The sequence below is a fragment of the Micromonospora sp. DSM 45708 genome (assembly GCF_039566955.1).
GTDB lineage: Bacteria > Actinomycetota > Actinomycetes > Mycobacteriales > Micromonosporaceae > Micromonospora.
In genome coordinates this window covers 2,350,848-2,368,801 of record NZ_CP154796.1, presented here as the reverse complement: position 1 = coordinate 2,368,801, position 17,954 = coordinate 2,350,848, and the positions used below count along the sequence as shown (strand labels likewise).

Below are 17,954 nucleotides of genomic sequence, written 5' to 3'. Positions count from 1 at the left end.
GGGACGCGGCGGCCCGGTCGGTCAGGCCGCCGCGAACTCCATCAGCGTGAGCCCGTCGGGGCCGTCCCAGGTGCGCCGGGGCGCCAGACCCGCGGCGGCGGCCAGGGCGGCGTGCTCGTCCGCGCTCCGCTCGCGACCGCCCACCAGCACCAGCATCCGCAGGTCGTACGGGGACAGGTGCGGCACGTGCGGCACGGTCGGGAGCACCTCGATGACCAGCACCCGACCGGTGGCGCCGGCCGCCTCCGCGCACCGGCGCAGGATCGCCGTCGCGTGGTCGTCGCTCCAGTCGGTCAGCGCGCGGGACACCACGTAGACGTCCGCGCCGGCCGGCAGCGGGGCGAAGAAGTCCCCGACCACGCCCGTCGCCCGGTCGGTGAGGCCATGCTCGGCGAACGTCGCGGCGGCGGTCGCCACCGGCTCGCTCCGGTCGACGAGCGTGCCGCGCAGGTGCGGATGGGCGCACAGGAGTTCCCGCAGCAGCCCGCCGGAGCCCCCGGCGACGTCGACCACGTGCGTCACCTCGGCCCAGGGGTAGCGCGCCGCCACCTCGGGGGCGGTGAACCGCTGCTGGCTGAGCATCAGCGCGTCGAAGTAGGCGCGGTGGTCCGGGTGGGCGTCGAGGTCGGCCCAGAAGTCCCGGCCGTGCACCGACCCGTAGCCGGGCCCGCCGGTGCGGATCGCGTGCGGCAACCCGGCGAAGGCCAGGTCCATCCGCGCGCCGAGGCCGCCGAGGTCCAGGTCGGCGCCGTGCCCGCCGCCGTCCCGGTCGAGGAGCAACTCACCCACGTCGGTCAGCGCGAAGACGTCCGGCGACACCTCGACGAACACGCCCCGGTGGGTCAGGTAGCGCAACAGCCGGCCGAGCGCGCCCGCGTCCGCGTCGCACGCCGCGGCCAACGCGTCCAGGCCGTTGACGCCGGCCGCGATCCGGTCCGGCACGCGCAGGGTCACCGCCGTGCGCACCGCGAACGGCGTCGCCAGATCGGTGAGCCGGTCGAGCCGCGCAGCCGCGTCCCCGTCGACGCTTGCATCGATCGTCACGAGTGTCCTCTCCCCCACCCGCGGGCCCGGATCATGGCCCGCCGGCCCCGAATGATCCCAAGCCGGCCGCGGGCCCGTCAACGACGACGCTGGCAAGGACATTCACGATCGTGGAAGAATGCGGCGACGGGCCGTCGCGCGCAGACCGGAGGACCATCGATGACCACTTCCACCGCCGTCGACGTCCGGCTCGTCGCCGGCGCCCTGGGGGCCCAGATCCACGGCATCGACCTGAACACGCTCACCGACTCCGGCTTCGCCCTGGTCCACGACCTCCTGCTGAAGCACCAGGTGGTGTTCCTGGCCGGCCAGACCCGGCTGACCCCCGAGGCGCACGTCGCGTTCGGCCGCCGCTTCGGCGAGGTCGAGCTGCACCCGTACCTGCCCCGCCTGGAGGGGCACCCGGAGATCGTCGTCATCGACTCCACCGACGGCGGCAAGGTCGACGTCTGGCACACCGACATGACGTTCCACCAGAGCCCGCCGATCGCGTCGATCCTGCACCTCATCGAGCTGCCGGAGGTCGGCGGCGACACCATGTGGACCAACCAGTGCCGGGTCTACGAGGCGCTCTCCGCGCCGCTGCGCGACCTGCTCGACGGGCTCACCGCCATCCACGTCATCCGGATCGGCACGGAGTTCACCAGCCGCGCGGAGCACCCGGTGGTGCGCGTGCACCCGGAGACCGGGCGCCGCTCGCTCTACGTCAACCGGCTCTTCACCTCGCACATCCCGCAGCTGACCCGCACCGAGAGCGACGCGCTGCTGGAGCACCTGTTCCGGTTCTCCGAGAGCCCCCAGTTCACCTGCCGGTACCGCTGGCAGGTGGGCGACGTCGCGGTGTGGGACAACCGGGTCACGCAGCACTACGCGATCAACGACTACGACGGTCTCCGGCGCGGGCAGCGCATCACCGTGCTCGGTGACCACCCGACCGGCAACCCGCCCCGGTGGGAGCACTACGCGCCGGCGCCGGGCGAGCGCTACTGGCCGGACCGGGTCAACGCGGTGGAGAGCTACTGACCGCGTCGCTCACCAGGTGATCGGGAACGACGCGATGCCGCCGTTCATCCGGTCGTGCCGCCACGGGATGTCCTCGATCGGCACCGCCGGCGCCAGCTCCGGCATCCGGTCGAGCAACACCCCGAGGGAGAGTTCGACCTGCATCCGGCCCAGCGCCGTGCCGAGGCAGAAGTGCGGCCCGAACCCGAAGGTCAGGTGCGGCACGCCCGGCGTCCGGTCGATGTCGAAGACGTTCGGGTCGGGAAAGTGCCGGGGGTCGCGGTTGCCGGCCCACGGCAGCGCCATCACGCACTCCCCGGCCCGCATCGCGACGCCGCCGAGCACCAGGTCCTCGCGCACCACCTGGACCCGGAACATGCTGCTCACCGACGTGTACCGGAGGATCTCGTCGGTCGCGGCGGGCAGCTTCTCCGGGGCCGCGCGCAGCTTCGCCAACTGCTCCGGGTGCTGGAACAACGCGCGCAGGCCCGCGCTCGTGGAGTTGATCTCCAGGCCGCCGAGCAGCACCCCCATCGCCAACTCGACCAGCTCGGCGTCGACCAGCTCGTGCGCGCCCTGGCCGAGCACCCACGCCGAGAGCAGGTCGTCGCCGGGCTCCGCCCGTTTCCCGGCGAGCTGCCCGGCCAGGTAGGCCCGCAGCTCCGCCTGCGCGTCGGCGGCGCCGGCGGAGCCGTACGCGGTGATCGAGTTGAGGCCGGAGATCCAGGCGTAGAAGCGGGGGCGGTCGTCGACCGGCACACCGAGCACGTCGCACACCACGTGCACCGGCAGCGGCGCCACCAGCCCGGCCACCAGGTCGGCGGGCCGGGGACCGGCGAGCATGGCGTCGACCAGACCGTCCACCAGCCGCCGTACCCGGGGACGGAACGTGTCCATCCGGCGCGCGGTGAACGCGCGGCTGGCCACCCGGCGCACCGCCGCGTGCGCCGGACCGTCCATGTTCAGCTCCCGCGGACCGGCGACGTCCGACGTCGCGGTCGCGCCCAGCGGGAGCCGGGAGAACCGGGGGTCGGCCAGCACCGTGCAGCAGTGCTCGTAGCTGAGCACCAGCCAGGCGGGCCGGCCGTCGGGCAGCCGCACCCGGCTGACCGGGTCGCTGACGACCATGTCGAGCAGCTCGTCGGGCAGGTCGCCGGTGAACGGCGCGAACGGATAGGGGCGCGGCCCGGAATTGACGGCCGGGGCGTGGTCCACGTCGGACATCGGGTAAGACTCCAACACGTGTTAGTCCGGCGTCAATATCTATTGACGGCGTCGGCGACCTTCCGCCTACGGACGTCCATCGCCTAGCATCTGTGGTCCGGGACTGCCGTTTCACGTGCGGATTGGTCGGATTTGACTGCGCCTTTGCGAATTCTGATGTCGACGTGGGGCTGGCGGTCGCATTTCTACAGCCTGGTTCCGCTCGGTTGGGCGCTCCAGGCGGCCGGGCACGAGGTGCGGGTGGCCAGCCATCCCTCGATGGCCGCGACGATCAGCGCGGCCGGGCTCGCCGCCGTCCCGCTGGGTGAGGACGTCGACTTCGCCGAGGCGTTCGCGGGGCGGATCGGCGCGGTGGGTGACCTGGACCGGCCCGGCGCCCAGCCGGCGGACCGGCTGGAACCGGCGATCACGGCCGACGGCGGCGTGGTCCGGTTCGCCGACGCCCTGCTCGACGACCTGGTCGCGTTCGGCCGGGCCTGGCAACCGGACGTCCTGGTCTGGGAGCCGTTCAACCTGGCCGCGCCGGTGGCCGCCGCCGCGTTGGGCGTGCCCGGCGTGCTGAACCTGTGGGGTCCGGACTCCTCGGTGACGCTCCGGCTGGACCCGGAACCGGTGCTCGGCCCGCTCGCCGCCCGGTTCGGGCTCGCCGCCACCGACGTGTCGACGCACGGCGACCTGACGCTCGACCCGGCGCCGCCGCCGCTCCAGGCGCCGACGGCCCGCCCGGGCCGGCCGGTGCGCTTCGTGCCGTACAACGGCCCGGCCGTGGTGCCGCCCTGGCTGCACCGCCCGGCGACCCGGCCCCGGGTCTGCGTCACGGCCGGCACCATGATGGCCGGCGTCGGGCTGCACGACCGGCTGGACCTGACCGGCGTGATCCGCTCCGTGGCCGAGCTGGACGCCGAGGTCGTCGTGGTGGTCGAACCCCGGCAGCAGCGCGGCCTGGGCCCGCTGCCGGCCAACGTCCGGCTGGCCGACGCCCCGCTGGCGATCCGGCTGGTGCTGCCGACCTGCGCCGCGCTCGTGCAACAGGGTGGGGCCGGCACCACCATGACCGCGCTCGCGTACGGCGTGCCGCAGCTCATCCTGCCGCAGGTGAGCGACCAGCACTTCAACGGCGAACGGCTGGCCGCCACCGGCGCCGGCGCCTGGTTGGACCCCGGGCGGGCCGGGGGCGCCGCGGTGCGGGACGCCGTCGGCGAGCTGATCGGCGACGGCCCGGCGCGGGCCGCCGCCACGCTGATGCGGGACCGGATCCACGCGCTGCCCAGCCCCGCCGAGGTGGTGCCGGTCCTGACCGCCCTCGCCCGGCGTACCCGCACCTGACCGTTCGCCAGAGGAGTCGCAGATGACGCAGCCGCAGCCGGTCCCGTACCCGCTCGCTCCGGCGCCCACCATCTACCACCCGTCACCGGACTACACCCGGTTGCGCGAGACCTGCCCGGTGGCCCGCGTCGAACTGCCCGACGGGGCGTCGGCCTACCTCGCCACCCGGCACGCCGACGTCCGCCGGGTGTTCACCGACCACCGGTTCAGCCGGGCCGCCGCGGCCGGCCCGAACCGGCCGACCCGCGAACTCGGCTCGCTCGCCGAGGACTCGCTCATCGGCATGGACCCGCCCCGGCACACCACGATGCGCCGGGCGGTGTCGCACGCGTTCACCGTGCGTCGGGTCGAGGAGCTGCGCCCGACGGTGGCGGCGCTGGTGGCCGGCATGATCGACCGGATGGAGGCGGCGGGTCGTCCGGCCGACCTGATCACCCATCTCTCCGCGCCGCTGCCGATCTACGTGATCAGCAAGCTGTTCGGCATCCCGGAACACGACCAGGAGCGGGTACGGGAGTGGTCCGACGCGCTCGTCGGCGACTGGGACGCCGACCCGGCGGCCCCGCAGGCCGCGCTCGACGCGTTCCAGGAGATGATCGCCGAGCGCCGGCACCACCCCGGCGACGACCTGATGAGCGCGCTCATCGCCGCCTGGGACGCGCACGAGGACCTCACCGAACGGGAGCTGGTCTCGGTCACCGCCGGCATCTTCGTGGGCGGGCACGAGACCACCACCAACCAGCTCAACCTGTTCCTGCTGGTGCTGGCCCGCCACCCGGAGCAACTGGCCGGGCTGCGCGGCGACGACCCGGTCGCGGTCGCCCGCGCGGTCGAGGAGCTGTCCCGCTTCATCCAGCTCGGTGACAACGGCGTGCTGCTGCCCCGGGTGACCACCGAGGAGGTGGAGCTGGGCGGCGTACGCCTGCCGGCCGGCTCGGCGGTGATGCCGGCGATCGCGTCGGCCAACCGGGACGCCACGGTGTTCCCCGACGCGGACTCGCTGGACCTGGCCCGCGCGCACAACCCGCACCTGGCGTTCGGCGCCGGCCCGCACCACTGTCTCGGCGCGGCGCTGGCCCGGATGGAACTCCAGGAGGCGCTCGGCGCGCTGCTGCGTCGCCTGCCCGGCCTACGGCTCGCGGTCGACGAGTCGGAGCTGCGGTTCCGGCCGGGACTGGTGGTCCGCAGCCTGGAGTCGTTGCCGGTGACGTGGGACGACAGGTGACCGCCACGCGGCCGGTCAGCCGCCGACCGACCCGGGCCTGACCCGGGTCGGCGCCGCCGCGTCGAGCGCCGCCTCCACGGCGACCTCCTCCACGCCGCGCAGCAGACGCTCCGCCTGCGCCTCGGTGAAACTCGCGAAGTCGAAGATCACCTGAAGGTGCACGGTCCCCGGATGGTCCTCGACCGTGATGAACGCCTGCTCGGGAAGGTGGTCCAGCGGGCCGTCCCAGACCAGGAACGTCTCGGCGGCCCGGCGCCGGAACGTGTCCGCGGTCACCGGCTCGTCCCCGGCGTGGTCGTCGGCCGCCGCCCGGGTGGTCACCCGCCGGTCGTTGATCCGGCAACTCACACGCGCCGGGTAGCCGCGCTCCGCGTCCAGCCGGGCCTCGGTCTCGGCGAGCTGCGTCGGGTCGTAGTAGGCGTACATGCCGGCGGTCATCGAGGCCCGCCGGGCCCGGGACACCACCTCGTCCACGGTGGTGTCGGCGGTGTCGACGGTCAGCACGCCGTTCTGGCTGAGCGGGGCGATCGCCTCGGCGAAGCCCGGCCGGAACCGGTTGCCCACGATCAGCTTCGCGGTGAGCGGACTGACGCCGGTGGCCCGGCCGATCGCGACGGCGATCACCGCGAGCAGGACGCGCGAGGTGTCCGTCCGGGTCCGCCGGGCGACGGCACGCACCGCCAGGTACGCCGCGGGCGAGCTGAACCGGCCGTGCCAGTACCGGTGGCCCCGCCGGCCGCCGCCGGGTCGGGGCGGGCCGAACGTCAGCGGCGGGACGGACCGCAGGTGCGCCGCCCAGTGGTGCACGGCCCGGTCGCTGACCCGCCGCAACGGCGGCGTCTCCTCGCGCCGCCCGAGGTCGAGGATCTGCACGGTGCGCGGGTCGTGGCCACGGCGGACGGCCGGCCCGGCCAGCCCGAGGTCCGCCAGGAGCAGCGACGTGGCGGTCCCGTCGACCACCAGGTGGTCGAAGGTCAGCACCCGGTGCACCGGCGCGCCCCGGTGCCGGACCACCGCCATCCGCACCGACCAGTCGCGGTACAGGTCGTAGGGGGCCAGCAGGCGGGTGTGGCCGAGCTGGTAGGCGAACGTCGCCACGTCGGCCGGGTCGGCGTCGTCCGGCACGTCCACCACGTCGAGCACCGTCTCCCCGGAGGCGGACACGACCTGGCACGGGTCACCCCGCTCGTCGGTGCCGAGCCGCATCCGTAGTGCCGGGTGCCGGGCCAGCAGGTCGGCCAGCTCGGCCGCCATCTGCTCGACCGTGACGCCGGCCGGCACCGGATGGGCGCCGCTGACGTTGTGCGTCCACCCGGTCTCCCGCATGTCCTCAAGGATCGCCTTCTGACCCCAGGTCAGGGGCGCGGTGCCGGCCCCGGGCCCGGCGAACGGGACGGGGATCCGCACCTCGGCCGTCTGCGCGATCATCGGGCTATCAGAGCAACGCGCATCGGCACGTGTCAACGTCCGGACGGACCGTTACGCTGCCGTCCATGCCGGACCGCGTACGCGTCTGCGTCATCGCCGCCGACGGCTCGCCGGACGAGCTGGCCCGGTGCCGGGCGGTGCTCGGCCCCGACGAGCGGGCCCGCGCCGCCGCGCTCGGCGACCCGGCGTGCGCGACCGGTTCACGGTCGCGCACGGCGCGCTGCGCCACCTGGCCGGGCAAGCGGCGGGCGTCGCGCCGTCGGAACTCGCCTGGCGCCGGGGCCGGCACGGCAAGCCGACGCCGGCCGGGCCGGGCGCCGGACCGCACACGAGCCTGTCGTACTCCGGCGCCCTGGTCGCGGTGGCGATCAGCCGGCACCGCCCGGTCGGGGTGGACATCGAGCACCTGCCGTCGGGTCGGGACCCCGTCCCGCTGGCCGCGCGCTTCTTCCACCCGGCGGAGGCCCGGCACGTCGCCGCCGGGGCCGACGCCGGGGAGCGGGCCCGGCGGTTCACCCGGCTGTGGGTCCGCAAGGAGGCGTTGGTCAAGGCCGCCGGGGGCCGGCTCTGGCCCAACCTGGCGGTGGCGGTCCACGCGGACGACGTGGTCGCGTGCGTCGAGCCGGCCGGCGCGTACCGCCTCGCCGACCTGGTCACGCCGGCCGGCTACCGGGTGGCGGTCGCGCTGCCCGGTGACGCGCCGTACGCGGTCGAGTCCTACCCGTTGACACTCGCCGATGTCCTTTGCTCTGATGGGTCCATGCTGGAGCGCATGATCGATCCACCGGCCTCCCGGTGCTAGAACACGACACGTCGACCACGTCGCCGCTGCGCGACCAGGTGGTCGACAGCCTCACGGCGTTGCTGGGCCGCATGCTCAGGCCGGCCGCCCCGGTCACCGAACGGACCCAGTTGATGGACGACCTCGGCCTCAGCTCCTCGCTCGCCCTGGAACTGCTGCTGGAGCTGGAGGACGAGTTGGAGATCCAGATCGACGTGGAGGATCTGGACGAGGACCGGATGACCACCCTCGGCGACCTGGCGGACTACATCACCGCCAACTCCACCCCCCGTTGAGCACGGCGAACGGGCGCCGGCCGGCCCTGAGCGTGGTGGTGCCCGCGCACAACAACGCCTCCGCGCTCGACGCGACGCTGCACTCGCTCACCCGGCAGACCCTGCCGCGCGACGACTTCGAGGTGATCGTCGGCGACGACGGCTCCACCGTCGCACTGGACCCGGTCGTGGACCGGTACCGCGACCGGCTGGCCGTCGACCACGTCCGCAGCGACACCAACCGGGGGCGCAGCGCCAACCGCAACGCGGCGGCGGCACGGGCCCGCGCCGACACGTTGATGTTCCTGGACGCCGACACGGTGGCGCATCCCGGCCTGCTGGAGCGGCACCGGGACTTCCACGCCGACCGCGACGGACGGCCGGGAGTCCTGCTCGGCCAGCGGTACGACCTGGACTGGGCCGGCGCGGACGCGCTGCGCCGCGGCGAGCCGATCGTCCCGGCGATGCTGGACGCCGAGCGCGGCGACCCACGCCTGGAGGACACCGCCCACCCGCAGCGGATGCGCGACTTCCCGAGCGCGCCCTGGGTGCTCGGGCTGACCCACAACGCCTCGGTCGACCACGAGTCGTTCCGGCGGGTCGGCGGCTTCGACGAGGCCATGGTGAAGTGGGGCTTCGAGGACCTCGACTTCTTCTACCGGGTCTTCCACCTGCACGGGGCGCCACCCGAGCTGTTCCAGCTCGACGTCGACGCGTGCTCCTACCACCTGCCCCACTTCCGGCGGACCACCAACGGGCTCGCCTCGATGGACAACATGAAGTACCTGCTCCGCAAGCACCTGCGCTACGACGTCGAGGTGCTGTACGCGATCAACACGTTCGGCCGGCACCTGGGCCGCATCCGCCTCTACGGCGACGCGATCGACGCGTACCGGCGGGCCGGACTGGGCCGTCCGGCCGCGCTGCCCGCCGTGCTCCGCGACGAGCTGCCCTCCCGCCGGGCGTTGGTGATCGGCCACGGCGTGTCCACACTCGACGTCGGCGCCGGGTCGCACACGTTCGACCACGCGTCGCCGCCCGGCGACACGAACTCGCACCTGCTCGGCACCGTGCTCCAGCAGTTCAAGACCGGCGCGCTGGACCTGATCGTCAACGTCGACCTGTGGCGCTGCCTGCTCCCCGAGGACCTGCCGGCGTTCCTGACCCGGGGCCTGCTGAAGGCCGACCGGATCGAGCTGGTCGCCACCCACGCCGATGTGGACCAGCGGGCGCTGCTGCCGGTGCCGCTCGTCGCGGACCTCGACTACCTGGTCGACATGCTGCACCCGCACTTCGCCCTGACGGTGACGACGCACGACGCCGCCACCCAGATCACCGTCCGCTGACCCACCCCGTCCCCTCGGGGTCGCTTTCCCGGAAAGCGTGGCCATTCCGCTCGTGGTGGCCACGCTTCCCGGGAATCCGCGCGCGCAAAAAGGGGTGGGGGTGCGGGTGGAGGGGTGCGGGTCAGGTGGTGGGGTGGCCCAGGACGAGGCTGACGTTGTGGCCGCCGAAGCCGAACGAGTTGGACAGCACCGCGTCCACCGCGACCGCGCGGGGCTGCTCGCGGATGTGGTCGACGTCGCCGGCCGGGTCCGGGTCGTCGAGGTTGTGCGTGGGCGGCAGCAGGCCCCGCCGGAGCGCCTCGACGCCGATGGCCGCCTCGATGACGCCGGAGACGCCGAGCATGTGCCCGGTCACGCCCTTCGTCGAACTCAGCGGCGGCGGGTGCGCGCCGTAGACGTCGCGGAGCGCGGCCAGCTCGGCGGCGTCGCCGGCCTTGGTGCTGGTGCCATGGGCGTTGACGTACCCGATGTCGTCGAGGTGCAGGCCGGCGTCGCGCACAGCCATCCGCACGCAGTGCGCCGCGCCGGAGCCGTCGGGTCGGGGGGTGGTCGGATGGTACGCGTCGTTCGTCGCGCCCCAGCCGAGCACGTCGGCGTGGCGGCGGGCGCCCCGCGCGGCGGCGTGTGCGGCGCGTTCCAGCACCAGCACGCCGGCGCCCTCGCCGAGCACGAGGCCGTTGCGGCGACGGTCGAACGGCCGGCTCGCGGCGGTCGGGTCGGCCCAGCCACGGGCCAGCGCCCGGGCGTTGCCGAACGCGTCGGCGAACGTCGGGAACAGCGGCGCCTCGGCGCATCCGCACAGCACCACGTCCGCCTCGCCGGCGCGCAGGATGCGCAGCGCCTCCCCGACCGACTGGGCGCCGGCCGCGCACGCCGTGCCGATCGACGAGGTGTAGCCACGGATGCCGAACGTGATGGCGACGCGTGCCGCGGCCATGTTCGGCAGCGTGCCGGGCAGCATGTAGGGGCTGACGCCGAACCGGCCGCGCTCGGCCCGCTGCAACACCTGGTCGGCCAGCGTGGACAGGCCGCCGACGCCGGAGACCACGACCGCCACCCGGTACGGGTCGACGTCCCGACCGACCCGCAGGCCGGCGTCGGCCAACGCGTCCCCGGCCGCGCGCAACGCCATGACGATCGACCGGTCCACGACGCGGGACTCCGGGCCGGGCAGCACGGAGGCCGGGTCGATCGGCGGGGCGATCGCCGCGACGTCGACCACCCCGTGCACCGGATGGCCCTCCGGCGGCCGGGACAGCCCCGAGCGGCCGTCGCACACCGCGTCGAACACCTCGGCGGCGGTCGAGCCGACCGGGCTCACCAGCCCGATGCCGGTGATCGTCGCGCCCTCGCGCACGCTCAGTGCGCCGAGGCCGGTTGGATGCGCTGGGCCACCGTCCGGGAGAACTCGCCGAGCGTCATCATCGCGAGCATCTCGGCCTCGTCGTCGTCGAACGCCACGCCGAACCGGTCCTCCACCCGGACCGCCAGCTCGGCGAGGCCGAGCGAGTCCACGTCCAGGCCGGCCGGGCCGAAGACGGTGTCGTCGTCGACGTCGTCGACGTCGTACTTCATCTCGGTCAGGGCAGCGAGCAGGAACGCGCGGATCTCATCGGTCATGACCGGTGTGTCCTTTCCCCAGCGTGGAATCGACCTTACTCAATCGGCATGGTTTGGCAAGGTCCCGACCGGCCGGTGGACCGCCGGCCCCGGCGGCGTGAGACGCACCGGCAGGCTGTCGTACCCGCGCAGCATGAGCTGACGCCGCTCGCCGGGCTCGGCGGCGAGCGCCAGCGCCGGGAAGCGGTCCAGCAGGAGAGGCAGGACCAGCCGGCCCTCCGCCCGGGCGAGGGCCGCCCCGAAGCAGTGGTGCGGCCCGGCGCTGAACGCCAGGTGACGGTTGTCCACCCGGGACGGATCGAACACGTCCGGGTCGGGAAAACGACGCGGGTCCCGGTTGGCGGCGCCGGTCAACACCACCACGGTCCGCCCGGCCGGCACCGGCAGCCCGGCGACCTCGGTGTCCGCCGCGGCGTACCGGAGCGCGAAGTGCACCGGCGGCTCGTACCGGAGGATCTCCTCGACGTACGCCGGGGCGAGCGACGGGTCGGCGCGCAGCGCGGACCGCGCGTCCGGTCGCGCCACGAGCAGGACCAGACCGTTGCCGAGCAGGTTCGCGGTGGTCCGGAACCCGGCGTTGTACATGATGATCAGGTTGGCCAGCAGCTCGTCGGCGGAGAGCTGGTCGGGGTCGCGGTCACGGATCCGCACGAGCGCCGACACGAGATCCCCGCGCGGCCGGTCCCGGCGCGCGGCCAGCAGTTCGGTGAAGTACGCGGTCAACTCCGTCGCCGCGACGTTGGCGGCCCGCACCTCCCGCATCGACCGACGGCCGATCTCCAGCACCGCGTCGAACGTGCGCACCCGGGACGGGAACCAGGCCCGGTCCCGCTCCGGCACCCCCAGCAGCTCGCCGACGACGTCGCTGGGCAGGGTGAGCGCGAAACCGCCCATGAAGTCGACCGGCCGTCCGTCCGCGCCGGCCGCGGCGAGCCGGTCGAGCAGGCGGTCGGCGATCCGCGTGATCGCCGGCTCCAGGGCGGCGACCCGGCGTGGGGTCAACGCCTGGCCGAACAGGCGCCGGACCCGGAGGTGGTCGCCGGGCGCGGCGTTGAGCATCGACGTCTGGAGGATCCGGGTCACCGGGTGCTCGCGCCAGCGGGTGCCGGCCCGGTCCAGGAACTCCGCACCGAGCACCCGGAAGACCGGATCCCGCAGCACCCGGTGGACCGCCTGGTAGCCGTGGACGACCAGGGCGTGTGGTTCGCCGGGCCGGAACGCGACGGCCTCGCCCATCCCGTGCAGCCTCGCGTAGAACGGGTACGGGTCGCGCCTCACCTCCTCGCCGAGCAGATCGTCGAGGGAGATGGAGACACCCATGGCCGCTCCTCGGGACATCGATGCGCCTGACCATAGACTCGCCCCGTGGGGCTGTCCACGGTGTCAGGCCCGCCCCGTCACCGGCGCTGGTTCCTGCCCACGGACGGCGAGGATCGGGGCGCCGTACTCCTCCTTGGTCGTCTCGAACGTGTCCCGGAAGGACCGGAACCGCCGCCTCAGCTCGGCGGCGGACAGCGGCCCGTCCGACTCGCTGTGGAACACCCGCAGCGCCTTCTGCAACCGCACCGCCTGCTGGTGCCCGAGAAGCGACTGCTCGCGGTCCCGCAGGACCTGTTGGCCGAGCTGCCCGGCGGCGGCGACGAACCCGAGCACCGCCGGTACCCAGGCGGGCGCCGCCACGGCGAGCGCCATCGGCACCGCGAGCGCCGACAGGCCGGAGCCGAGGGCGAGACAGTGGTGCCGGATCGAGCGGACCCGGGCCACCCGCACCACGCCCGCGACGTGGTGCTGGGCCCAGCTCAGGTAGTCGCGCTCGGCCGCGGTCAGCTCGCCCGGCGGCTCGTACCGGCGGAAGGCCCGGGGGTCGGGCCGACTCTCCTCGGTCAGCAGCGTGGTACGGACGACCGTCAGGATCGTCACCAGGGCCAGCAGCCGGCGCATCGTCACCTCCGTCTCGGGGACCCCGCAGGGTAGGCCCCCGTGCCAACCGCGCCCGCCCGGTGCCGTACAGCGGGTCGATGACCATCCGGCGGGCGTACCGGGCGGTGGCGCCGCCCACGCTGGTCGCCCGGCTTGCCTGACCTCGACCGGCGGTGGCACCGGCCGTCCGTCAACCCGGTGGCCGGCCGAGCATCAGGGTGGCCACCAACGCCGGATGGTCCGTCGTTCCGCCCATGTCCACCGATCGGCGGCAACAGATGGCCACGTCGGTCGTCGCCATGATCTGCTGCCGGGCGCCGTCGTCGACGCGCCGGTAGCCCGACGGTACGCACGACCGCACGTCAGGTGCGCCTCCCGCGCGGAGGTTCAGGTCGCCGCCGAGCACGGTCGGGTCGTACCCGGCGCCGCGGCGGATCGCCGGCACCACGGCACCGAGCAGCTGCGCGCACTGGGCCAGCGCGACGGCGCCGTCGGTGTTCGCCAGGTGCGTGGTGCAGGCGTGCAGCGCGGCGGCGTGGAGGCAGAGCCACACCCGCTCCTCGGGGTCCGCGAGGTCCTGCGCCGGATAGGTCCCGCGGTACACGCCGGACCGGGCGTCGCGCGCGTCGAGCCGGGCCAGCAGCCCGATCCCGTACTGCTGGTCGTTGTCGCAGCGGGTGGCGGCGCGGCTGGGGCGGTCGCCGGCCGGCTGGAAGGCGCCGACGATCCGGCCGCCGGGGCGGGTGGCGGCGAGGGCGCGCTCCAGGGTGTCCACGTCGTCCCGGCAGATCTCGTTGAGCGTGACCACGTCGGGCTGCTCGGCGGCGAGCACCTCGGCGGCCCGCCGGACGGATCCGCCGGTGTAGCAGCCGGCACGCCCGCTGTTGCAGAGGTTCATCTGGAGCACCCGGAGGGTGCCCGGCCCGCTGCCGCCGGCGGTCGACGACCCGGCGGGCAGCCCGGCCACGACGAGCAGGAACACGAGGGTCAGCACCCGGCGCGGACGCCGGGCGACGCGGGGTGCTGGCGACTCGGGCAGCGGAACTCCGGCGGGGGGTGGCGGTTTCGGCGGGTGTCCGCGATCCTACGTGCCGACGCGACGACGGCGCCCCGGCCCGCACCGTCGCCGGCCGGCTCGACGGGCCCGGGGTTTCCGGTGGTGCGGTGGGCGGGCATGAATGCCCGCAACCGGTGGGAGGAGTGACGGCGGATGCTCGTGAGTGGTTACCTGGGTGCGGTGCTCATCGGCGCCCTCATCGGCCTGCTCGGGCGGCTGGTGCTGCCGGGCCGGCAACGGATCGGCGTCTTCGCCACGTTCGTCATCGGCGTCGGCGCGGCGGTGCTCGGCACGGTGGTCGCCCGTTGGGTCGGCATCGCCGACGACGCGCCGGTGCGGCTGTGGATGCTGCGGTGGGACTGGATCGTGCTCGCGCTACAGGTCGGCTTCGCGGTGGTCGGCGTCGCGGCGGCGAACGCGCTCACCTTCACCCGGCTCGCCGGCGGCGACGAGGAGCACCGCCGGCGGACCGCCCGCGGCAAGGCCGGGAGCTGATGCCGGCACCGGCCCGGATCCTGGTCTACGGCGTGTACGGCGCCGGCAAGTCCACAGTGGCGGCGCGGTTGGCCGAGCGGCTCGCGCTGCCCTGGTGCCCGGTCGACGACCTGCTGTGGCAACCCGGCTGGGTGGAGGTTCCGGTCGCCGAGCAGCGCCGCCGGATCGAGGCGGTCTGCCGGGCCGAGCGGTGGATCCTGGACGGGGCGTACCACGGGTGGCGGGACGTGGTGCTGGCCCGCGCCGACCTGGTGGTGGGCCTGGACTATCCGCGTGCGCTCTCCTTCTGGCGGTTGCTGCGGCGTACCGCCGGCCGGCTGGTCAGCGGCGAGGAGATCTGCAACGGCAACCGCGAGTCGCTGCGCAGCGTGCTGTCCCGGGACTCGATCCTGGTGTGGCACGTCACCGCGTTCGGTCGGGCCCGGCGGCGGATGCGTGCCTGGCAGGCCGATCCGGCCGGGCCACCGGTGCTGCTGTTCCGCAGCCCGGCGGACCTGGACCGATGGCTGGCCGGCCTGCCGTCGACCCTCCCCCACTGACCGCGCCGGCGTCGCCCCTCGGGTGTCGTCAGAACGGGAAACGGCCGCGACGCCAGCGCCAGTGGCCACCGGCCCGCAGGTGGTCGACGACCGCGCGTTGGAGCGCGGTGCGGCGCTCCAGCCGGTCGAGCGGCGTGGTCAGGGTGCGGAACACGAACCGCAGCACCTCGACGTCGGCGTCGATGCCCTCCGGCTCCTCGTACGGCTCCAGCTCGAAGCGCCGCTGGAACCGGACGATGTGCGAATCCTCGGGCAGGTGTTCCCGCAACTGGGGGTCGAGCAGCCAGGAGCCGCAGGAGAACTCGGTGTGGCGCTCCTCGGGGAAGTGGCGCGGGAAGAACGCCCGCGCCCGGTCGAGCGACGCGTCGACGGCCGCCGGGCTCAGCGGCCCCGCCTCGGGGATGTGCAGGCCGATGGTGTCGCCCCGCTGGTGCTGGAGCCGACCCAGCTCGTAGAGCCCGCCGCGGGCGTGCAGCGTCAGCCAGCTCTGCATGACCGGCCAGCCCTCGCCGGCCATCCGCCTGTCGATCGCCAGGTTGCGGCCCAGGTCGGCGAGGGTCGCCCGGGTCACCGCGTCGTCGATGCCGTGGTCACGGTGGTACGCGGTGACCACGTCGACCAGGGCCAGGTACGCGTACACGTAGAGGTGCCGCCAGGCCGGGCCCCGCTCGCGTGGCAGGGCCGGACCGGGCGGCAGCCAGTCGTGGCCTCCGAGATCGGCGCGCACCAGGGCGATCGAGCGGTCGAGCAGCCAGCGCAGCTCCGGGGTCCACAGCGGGGAGCCGGCGTCGGGCCAACCCGCCATGATCTCGGCGGCGTCGTCCGGCCGGACCCCGAGCCGGTCGAGGATCGCGGGCGCGTCGGCCCTGGCCGGCAGCGGCGCCGACGGCCGGTCGCCGGCGAGCCGGTGCACGCGTTCGACGTCCTCGACCGGCACTCCGAGCCGGCCGGCGATGTCGTCCAGATCCACCCGGACGACCCTACCGGCGGTGCGGTCGTCGGGACAGGCCCGTGCCCGGGCCGGTCAGGCCGGCTCCGGCACGCCGCCGGGCTCCCCGTCGTCGGGCATCGGCTCGGCCGGCGCCTCCGGCAGGACGTCCGGCGTGTCCGGGAGCAGCTCCCCCGGGTCGTCCGGCACGTCCTCGTGTGGATCGATCGGTGGGTACAGCTCGGGGTCGAGGTCGGGGTTCGTCATCGGCCAAGTATCCGACGACTTCGCCCCGACCGCCCGGGACGGCCGCCGGTCGTCAGTGCACGGCCACGACCGCCGGCGCGGGCTCCAGGTCGGCGAGCCGGGCCGGTCGCACCACGACCAGCAGCACCACCAGCGCCGCCACCATGCCGCCGGCCACCACCAGGGCCATCGCCACCGCGCCGGTGCCCAGCACGCCCACCAGCGGCGCGGCCACCGCGCCGACGCCGAACTGCACGGCGCCCAGCAACGCGGACGCGGTGCCGGCCGCCTCGCCGTGCCGGGACAGCGCCAGCGCCGGCGCGTTCGGCATCGCCAGGCCGGCCGCCGCCAGCACCAGCCACAACGACACCAGCAACGCGGGCAGCCCGCCGACGTCGGTCACGGCGAAGACCACCAGCGCCAGCCCGGCCAGCGTCCCCGCGCACAGGGCGGCGACCAGGATCCGCTGCGGCGGGAAGCGGCGCAGCAGCCGGACGTTGTACTGGGTCGCCCCGATCAGTCCCACCGCGCCCGCGCCGAACGCCAGCCCGAACTGCTGCTCGTCGAGCCCGTACCCCTGTTGCAGGACGAACGACGAGCCGGCCACGTACGCGAACAGCGCCGCCATCGCGAGGCCGGCCACCAGGACCAGGCCCACGAAGACGCGGTCGCGCAGCAGCGACGCGTACAGCGACCCGGTCGCGAGGACGCCGCCGCGCCGGCGACGCGCAGGCGGCAGCGTCTCCGGCAGGCCGAGCGCGGCGACCACGACCAGTAGCACGCCGAAGACGGCCAGCACGACGAAGACGCCGCTCCAGTCCGTCCAGCGCAGCACCCCGCCGCCGAGGGTCGGTGCGAGGATCGGCGCCGCCCCCATCACCAGCAGCAGCCGGGACAGCAGGGTGGCGAACGCCGCGCCGCTGAACAGGTCGCGGACCACGGCCATCGCGACCACCGCGGTGGCGGCGACGCCGAGGCCCTGCACCACGCGCAGCGCCCCGAGGACCGCGACGTTGGGCGCGACGACGCAGAGCGACGACGCGACGACGTGCAGGACGAGCCCGGCGATCAGCGGGCGTCGCCGGCCGACGGCGTCCGACAGCGGGCCGATCAGGAGTTGGCCGAGGGCAAGACCGGCCAGGGTGCCGGTGAGCGTGAGCTGGACCGCCGCCGAGGTGGTCGCGAAGTCCTCGACGATCGCCGGCAGCGCGGGCAGGTACATGTCGATCGTCAGGGGTCCCACCGCGATCAGCGAACCGAGGACCAGCACGAGCCGTAGCCGTTGCCCGCGGCTCATCAGGTCACCGGGCGTCAGGTCACCGGGCGTCGACAGCTTGTCGGCACGGACATCGGTCATCGGGGGGCCTCCGCCCGGTCAGGGCGCGGCCGGGCGGGGTTCGGTGCGGTAGTCACACCTCGATTCAAATGCGGCGGCGGCGACCTGATTCCCGCCTGGCCGAGAGGTAACGCGGGTCACTGCGGCCAGGGCTCGTAGACA

19 protein-coding genes are annotated in these 17,954 nt (G+C 74.4%); 8 read left to right on the top strand and 11 right to left on the bottom strand.

Going from position 1 to position 17,954, the window contains the following annotated elements:
- Positions 1–21: 21 nt before the first annotated feature.
- The gene (locus tag VKK44_RS10455) at positions 22–1,044 is read right to left on the bottom strand and encodes a methyltransferase (protein ID WP_343446692.1); all 1,023 of its coding nucleotides are present in this window, start codon (positions 1,042–1,044) and stop codon (positions 22–24) included.
- 159 nt (positions 1,045–1,203) lie between these two features.
- Between VKK44_RS10455 and VKK44_RS10450 the strand changes: the two genes are divergently transcribed.
- Positions 1,204–2,067: a TauD/TfdA dioxygenase family protein gene (locus tag VKK44_RS10450; protein WP_343446690.1), complete on the top strand. Its 864-nt coding sequence runs from the start codon at positions 1,204–1,206 to the stop codon at positions 2,065–2,067.
- A 9-nt stretch (positions 2,068–2,076) separates the two neighbouring features.
- Here VKK44_RS10450 and VKK44_RS10445 read toward each other — a convergent pair whose 3' ends face one another.
- Positions 2,077–3,270, bottom strand: coding sequence for a cytochrome P450 (locus VKK44_RS10445; protein WP_343446689.1), 1,194 nt, complete (start codon positions 3,268–3,270; stop codon positions 2,077–2,079).
- 156 nt (positions 3,271–3,426) lie between these two features.
- On the opposite strand from VKK44_RS10445, the gene VKK44_RS10440 reads away from it, so the two are divergent.
- A complete protein-coding gene (locus VKK44_RS10440) occupies positions 3,427–4,596 on the top strand; it encodes a nucleotide disphospho-sugar-binding domain-containing protein (RefSeq protein WP_343446688.1) in 1,170 nt (389 codons plus the stop codon).
- Between the two features lie 22 nt (positions 4,597–4,618).
- On the top strand, positions 4,619–5,821 hold the full coding sequence (locus VKK44_RS10435; RefSeq protein WP_343446687.1) for a cytochrome P450: 1,203 nt from the start codon (positions 4,619–4,621) through the stop codon (positions 5,819–5,821).
- A gap of 15 nt (positions 5,822–5,836) precedes the next feature.
- Here VKK44_RS10435 and VKK44_RS10430 read toward each other — a convergent pair whose 3' ends face one another.
- A complete protein-coding gene (locus VKK44_RS10430; protein ID WP_343446686.1) occupies positions 5,837–7,249 on the bottom strand; it encodes a condensation domain-containing protein in 1,413 nt (470 codons plus the stop codon).
- A gap of 187 nt (positions 7,250–7,436) precedes the next feature.
- Here VKK44_RS10430 and VKK44_RS10425 point away from each other — a divergent pair, with 187 nt between their 5' ends.
- From VKK44_RS10425 to VKK44_RS10415, 3 genes are read left to right on the top strand one after another with little or no spacing between them, the layout of a single operon-like run.
- Entirely contained in the window at positions 7,437–8,051 is a 615-nt protein-coding gene (locus VKK44_RS10425; RefSeq protein WP_343446685.1) for a 4'-phosphopantetheinyl transferase family protein, read from the top strand.
- Positions 8,045–8,326 carry a phosphopantetheine-binding protein gene (locus VKK44_RS10420; RefSeq protein WP_343446684.1) on the top strand — a complete coding sequence of 94 codons (282 nt, stop codon included), beginning with the start codon at positions 8,045–8,047 and terminating at the stop codon, positions 8,324–8,326. The genes VKK44_RS10425 and VKK44_RS10420 overlap by 7 nt, the downstream gene beginning before the upstream one ends.
- Positions 8,323–9,651, top strand: a complete 1,329-nt coding sequence (locus tag VKK44_RS10415) for a glycosyltransferase family 2 protein (RefSeq protein ID WP_343446682.1) — start codon at positions 8,323–8,325, stop codon at positions 9,649–9,651. The genes VKK44_RS10420 and VKK44_RS10415 overlap by 4 nt, the downstream gene beginning before the upstream one ends.
- A gap of 121 nt (positions 9,652–9,772) precedes the next feature.
- Here the strand turns inward: VKK44_RS10415 and VKK44_RS10410 are convergent, their stop codons facing one another.
- From VKK44_RS10410 to VKK44_RS10390, 5 genes are all read right to left on the bottom strand, one after another.
- Positions 9,773–11,014, bottom strand: a complete 1,242-nt coding sequence (locus VKK44_RS10410) for a beta-ketoacyl-[acyl-carrier-protein] synthase family protein (protein WP_343447737.1) — start codon at positions 11,012–11,014, stop codon at positions 9,773–9,775.
- Positions 11,011–11,271 (bottom strand): acyl carrier protein, encoded by a 261-nt coding sequence (locus VKK44_RS10405; RefSeq protein ID WP_107155127.1) that lies wholly within the window; start codon positions 11,269–11,271, stop codon positions 11,011–11,013. Before VKK44_RS10405 ends, VKK44_RS10410 begins: the two co-directional genes overlap by 4 nt.
- 39 nt (positions 11,272–11,310) lie before the next feature.
- Positions 11,311–12,591 (bottom strand): cytochrome P450, encoded by a 1,281-nt coding sequence (locus VKK44_RS10400; protein WP_343446681.1) that lies wholly within the window; start codon positions 12,589–12,591, stop codon positions 11,311–11,313.
- A 63-nt stretch (positions 12,592–12,654) separates the two neighbouring features.
- The gene (locus VKK44_RS10395; protein ID WP_343446680.1) at positions 12,655–13,212 is read right to left on the bottom strand and encodes a hypothetical protein; all 558 of its coding nucleotides are present in this window, start codon (positions 13,210–13,212) and stop codon (positions 12,655–12,657) included.
- Between the two features lie 169 nt (positions 13,213–13,381).
- Positions 13,382–14,185 (bottom strand): endonuclease/exonuclease/phosphatase family protein, encoded by an 804-nt coding sequence (locus VKK44_RS10390; RefSeq protein ID WP_343446679.1) that lies wholly within the window; start codon positions 14,183–14,185, stop codon positions 13,382–13,384.
- 216 nt (positions 14,186–14,401) lie between these two features.
- Between VKK44_RS10390 and VKK44_RS10385 the strand changes: the two genes are divergently transcribed.
- Positions 14,402–14,743, top strand: coding sequence for a GlsB/YeaQ/YmgE family stress response membrane protein (locus VKK44_RS10385; protein WP_343446677.1), 342 nt, complete (start codon positions 14,402–14,404; stop codon positions 14,741–14,743).
- Positions 14,743–15,282: a P-loop NTPase family protein gene (locus VKK44_RS10380; protein ID WP_343446675.1), complete on the top strand. Its 540-nt coding sequence runs from the start codon at positions 14,743–14,745 to the stop codon at positions 15,280–15,282. The genes VKK44_RS10385 and VKK44_RS10380 overlap by 1 nt, the downstream gene beginning before the upstream one ends.
- Positions 15,283–15,310: 28 nt before the next feature.
- Here VKK44_RS10380 and VKK44_RS10375 read toward each other — a convergent pair whose 3' ends face one another.
- Genes VKK44_RS10375 through VKK44_RS10365 form a run of 3 tightly spaced genes read right to left on the bottom strand, consistent with a single transcriptional unit; the run spans position 15,311 to position 17,813 of the window.
- Positions 15,311–16,252 (bottom strand): acyltransferase domain-containing protein, encoded by a 942-nt coding sequence (locus VKK44_RS10375; protein WP_343446674.1) that lies wholly within the window; start codon positions 16,250–16,252, stop codon positions 15,311–15,313.
- Positions 16,253–16,306: 54 nt separating this feature from the next.
- Entirely contained in the window at positions 16,307–16,477 is a 171-nt protein-coding gene (locus VKK44_RS10370; RefSeq protein WP_343446673.1) for a hypothetical protein, read from the bottom strand.
- A gap of 52 nt (positions 16,478–16,529) precedes the next feature.
- A complete protein-coding gene (locus tag VKK44_RS10365; RefSeq protein WP_343446672.1) occupies positions 16,530–17,813 on the bottom strand; it encodes a multidrug effflux MFS transporter in 1,284 nt (427 codons plus the stop codon).
- Positions 17,814–17,954: the final 141 nt, after the last annotated feature.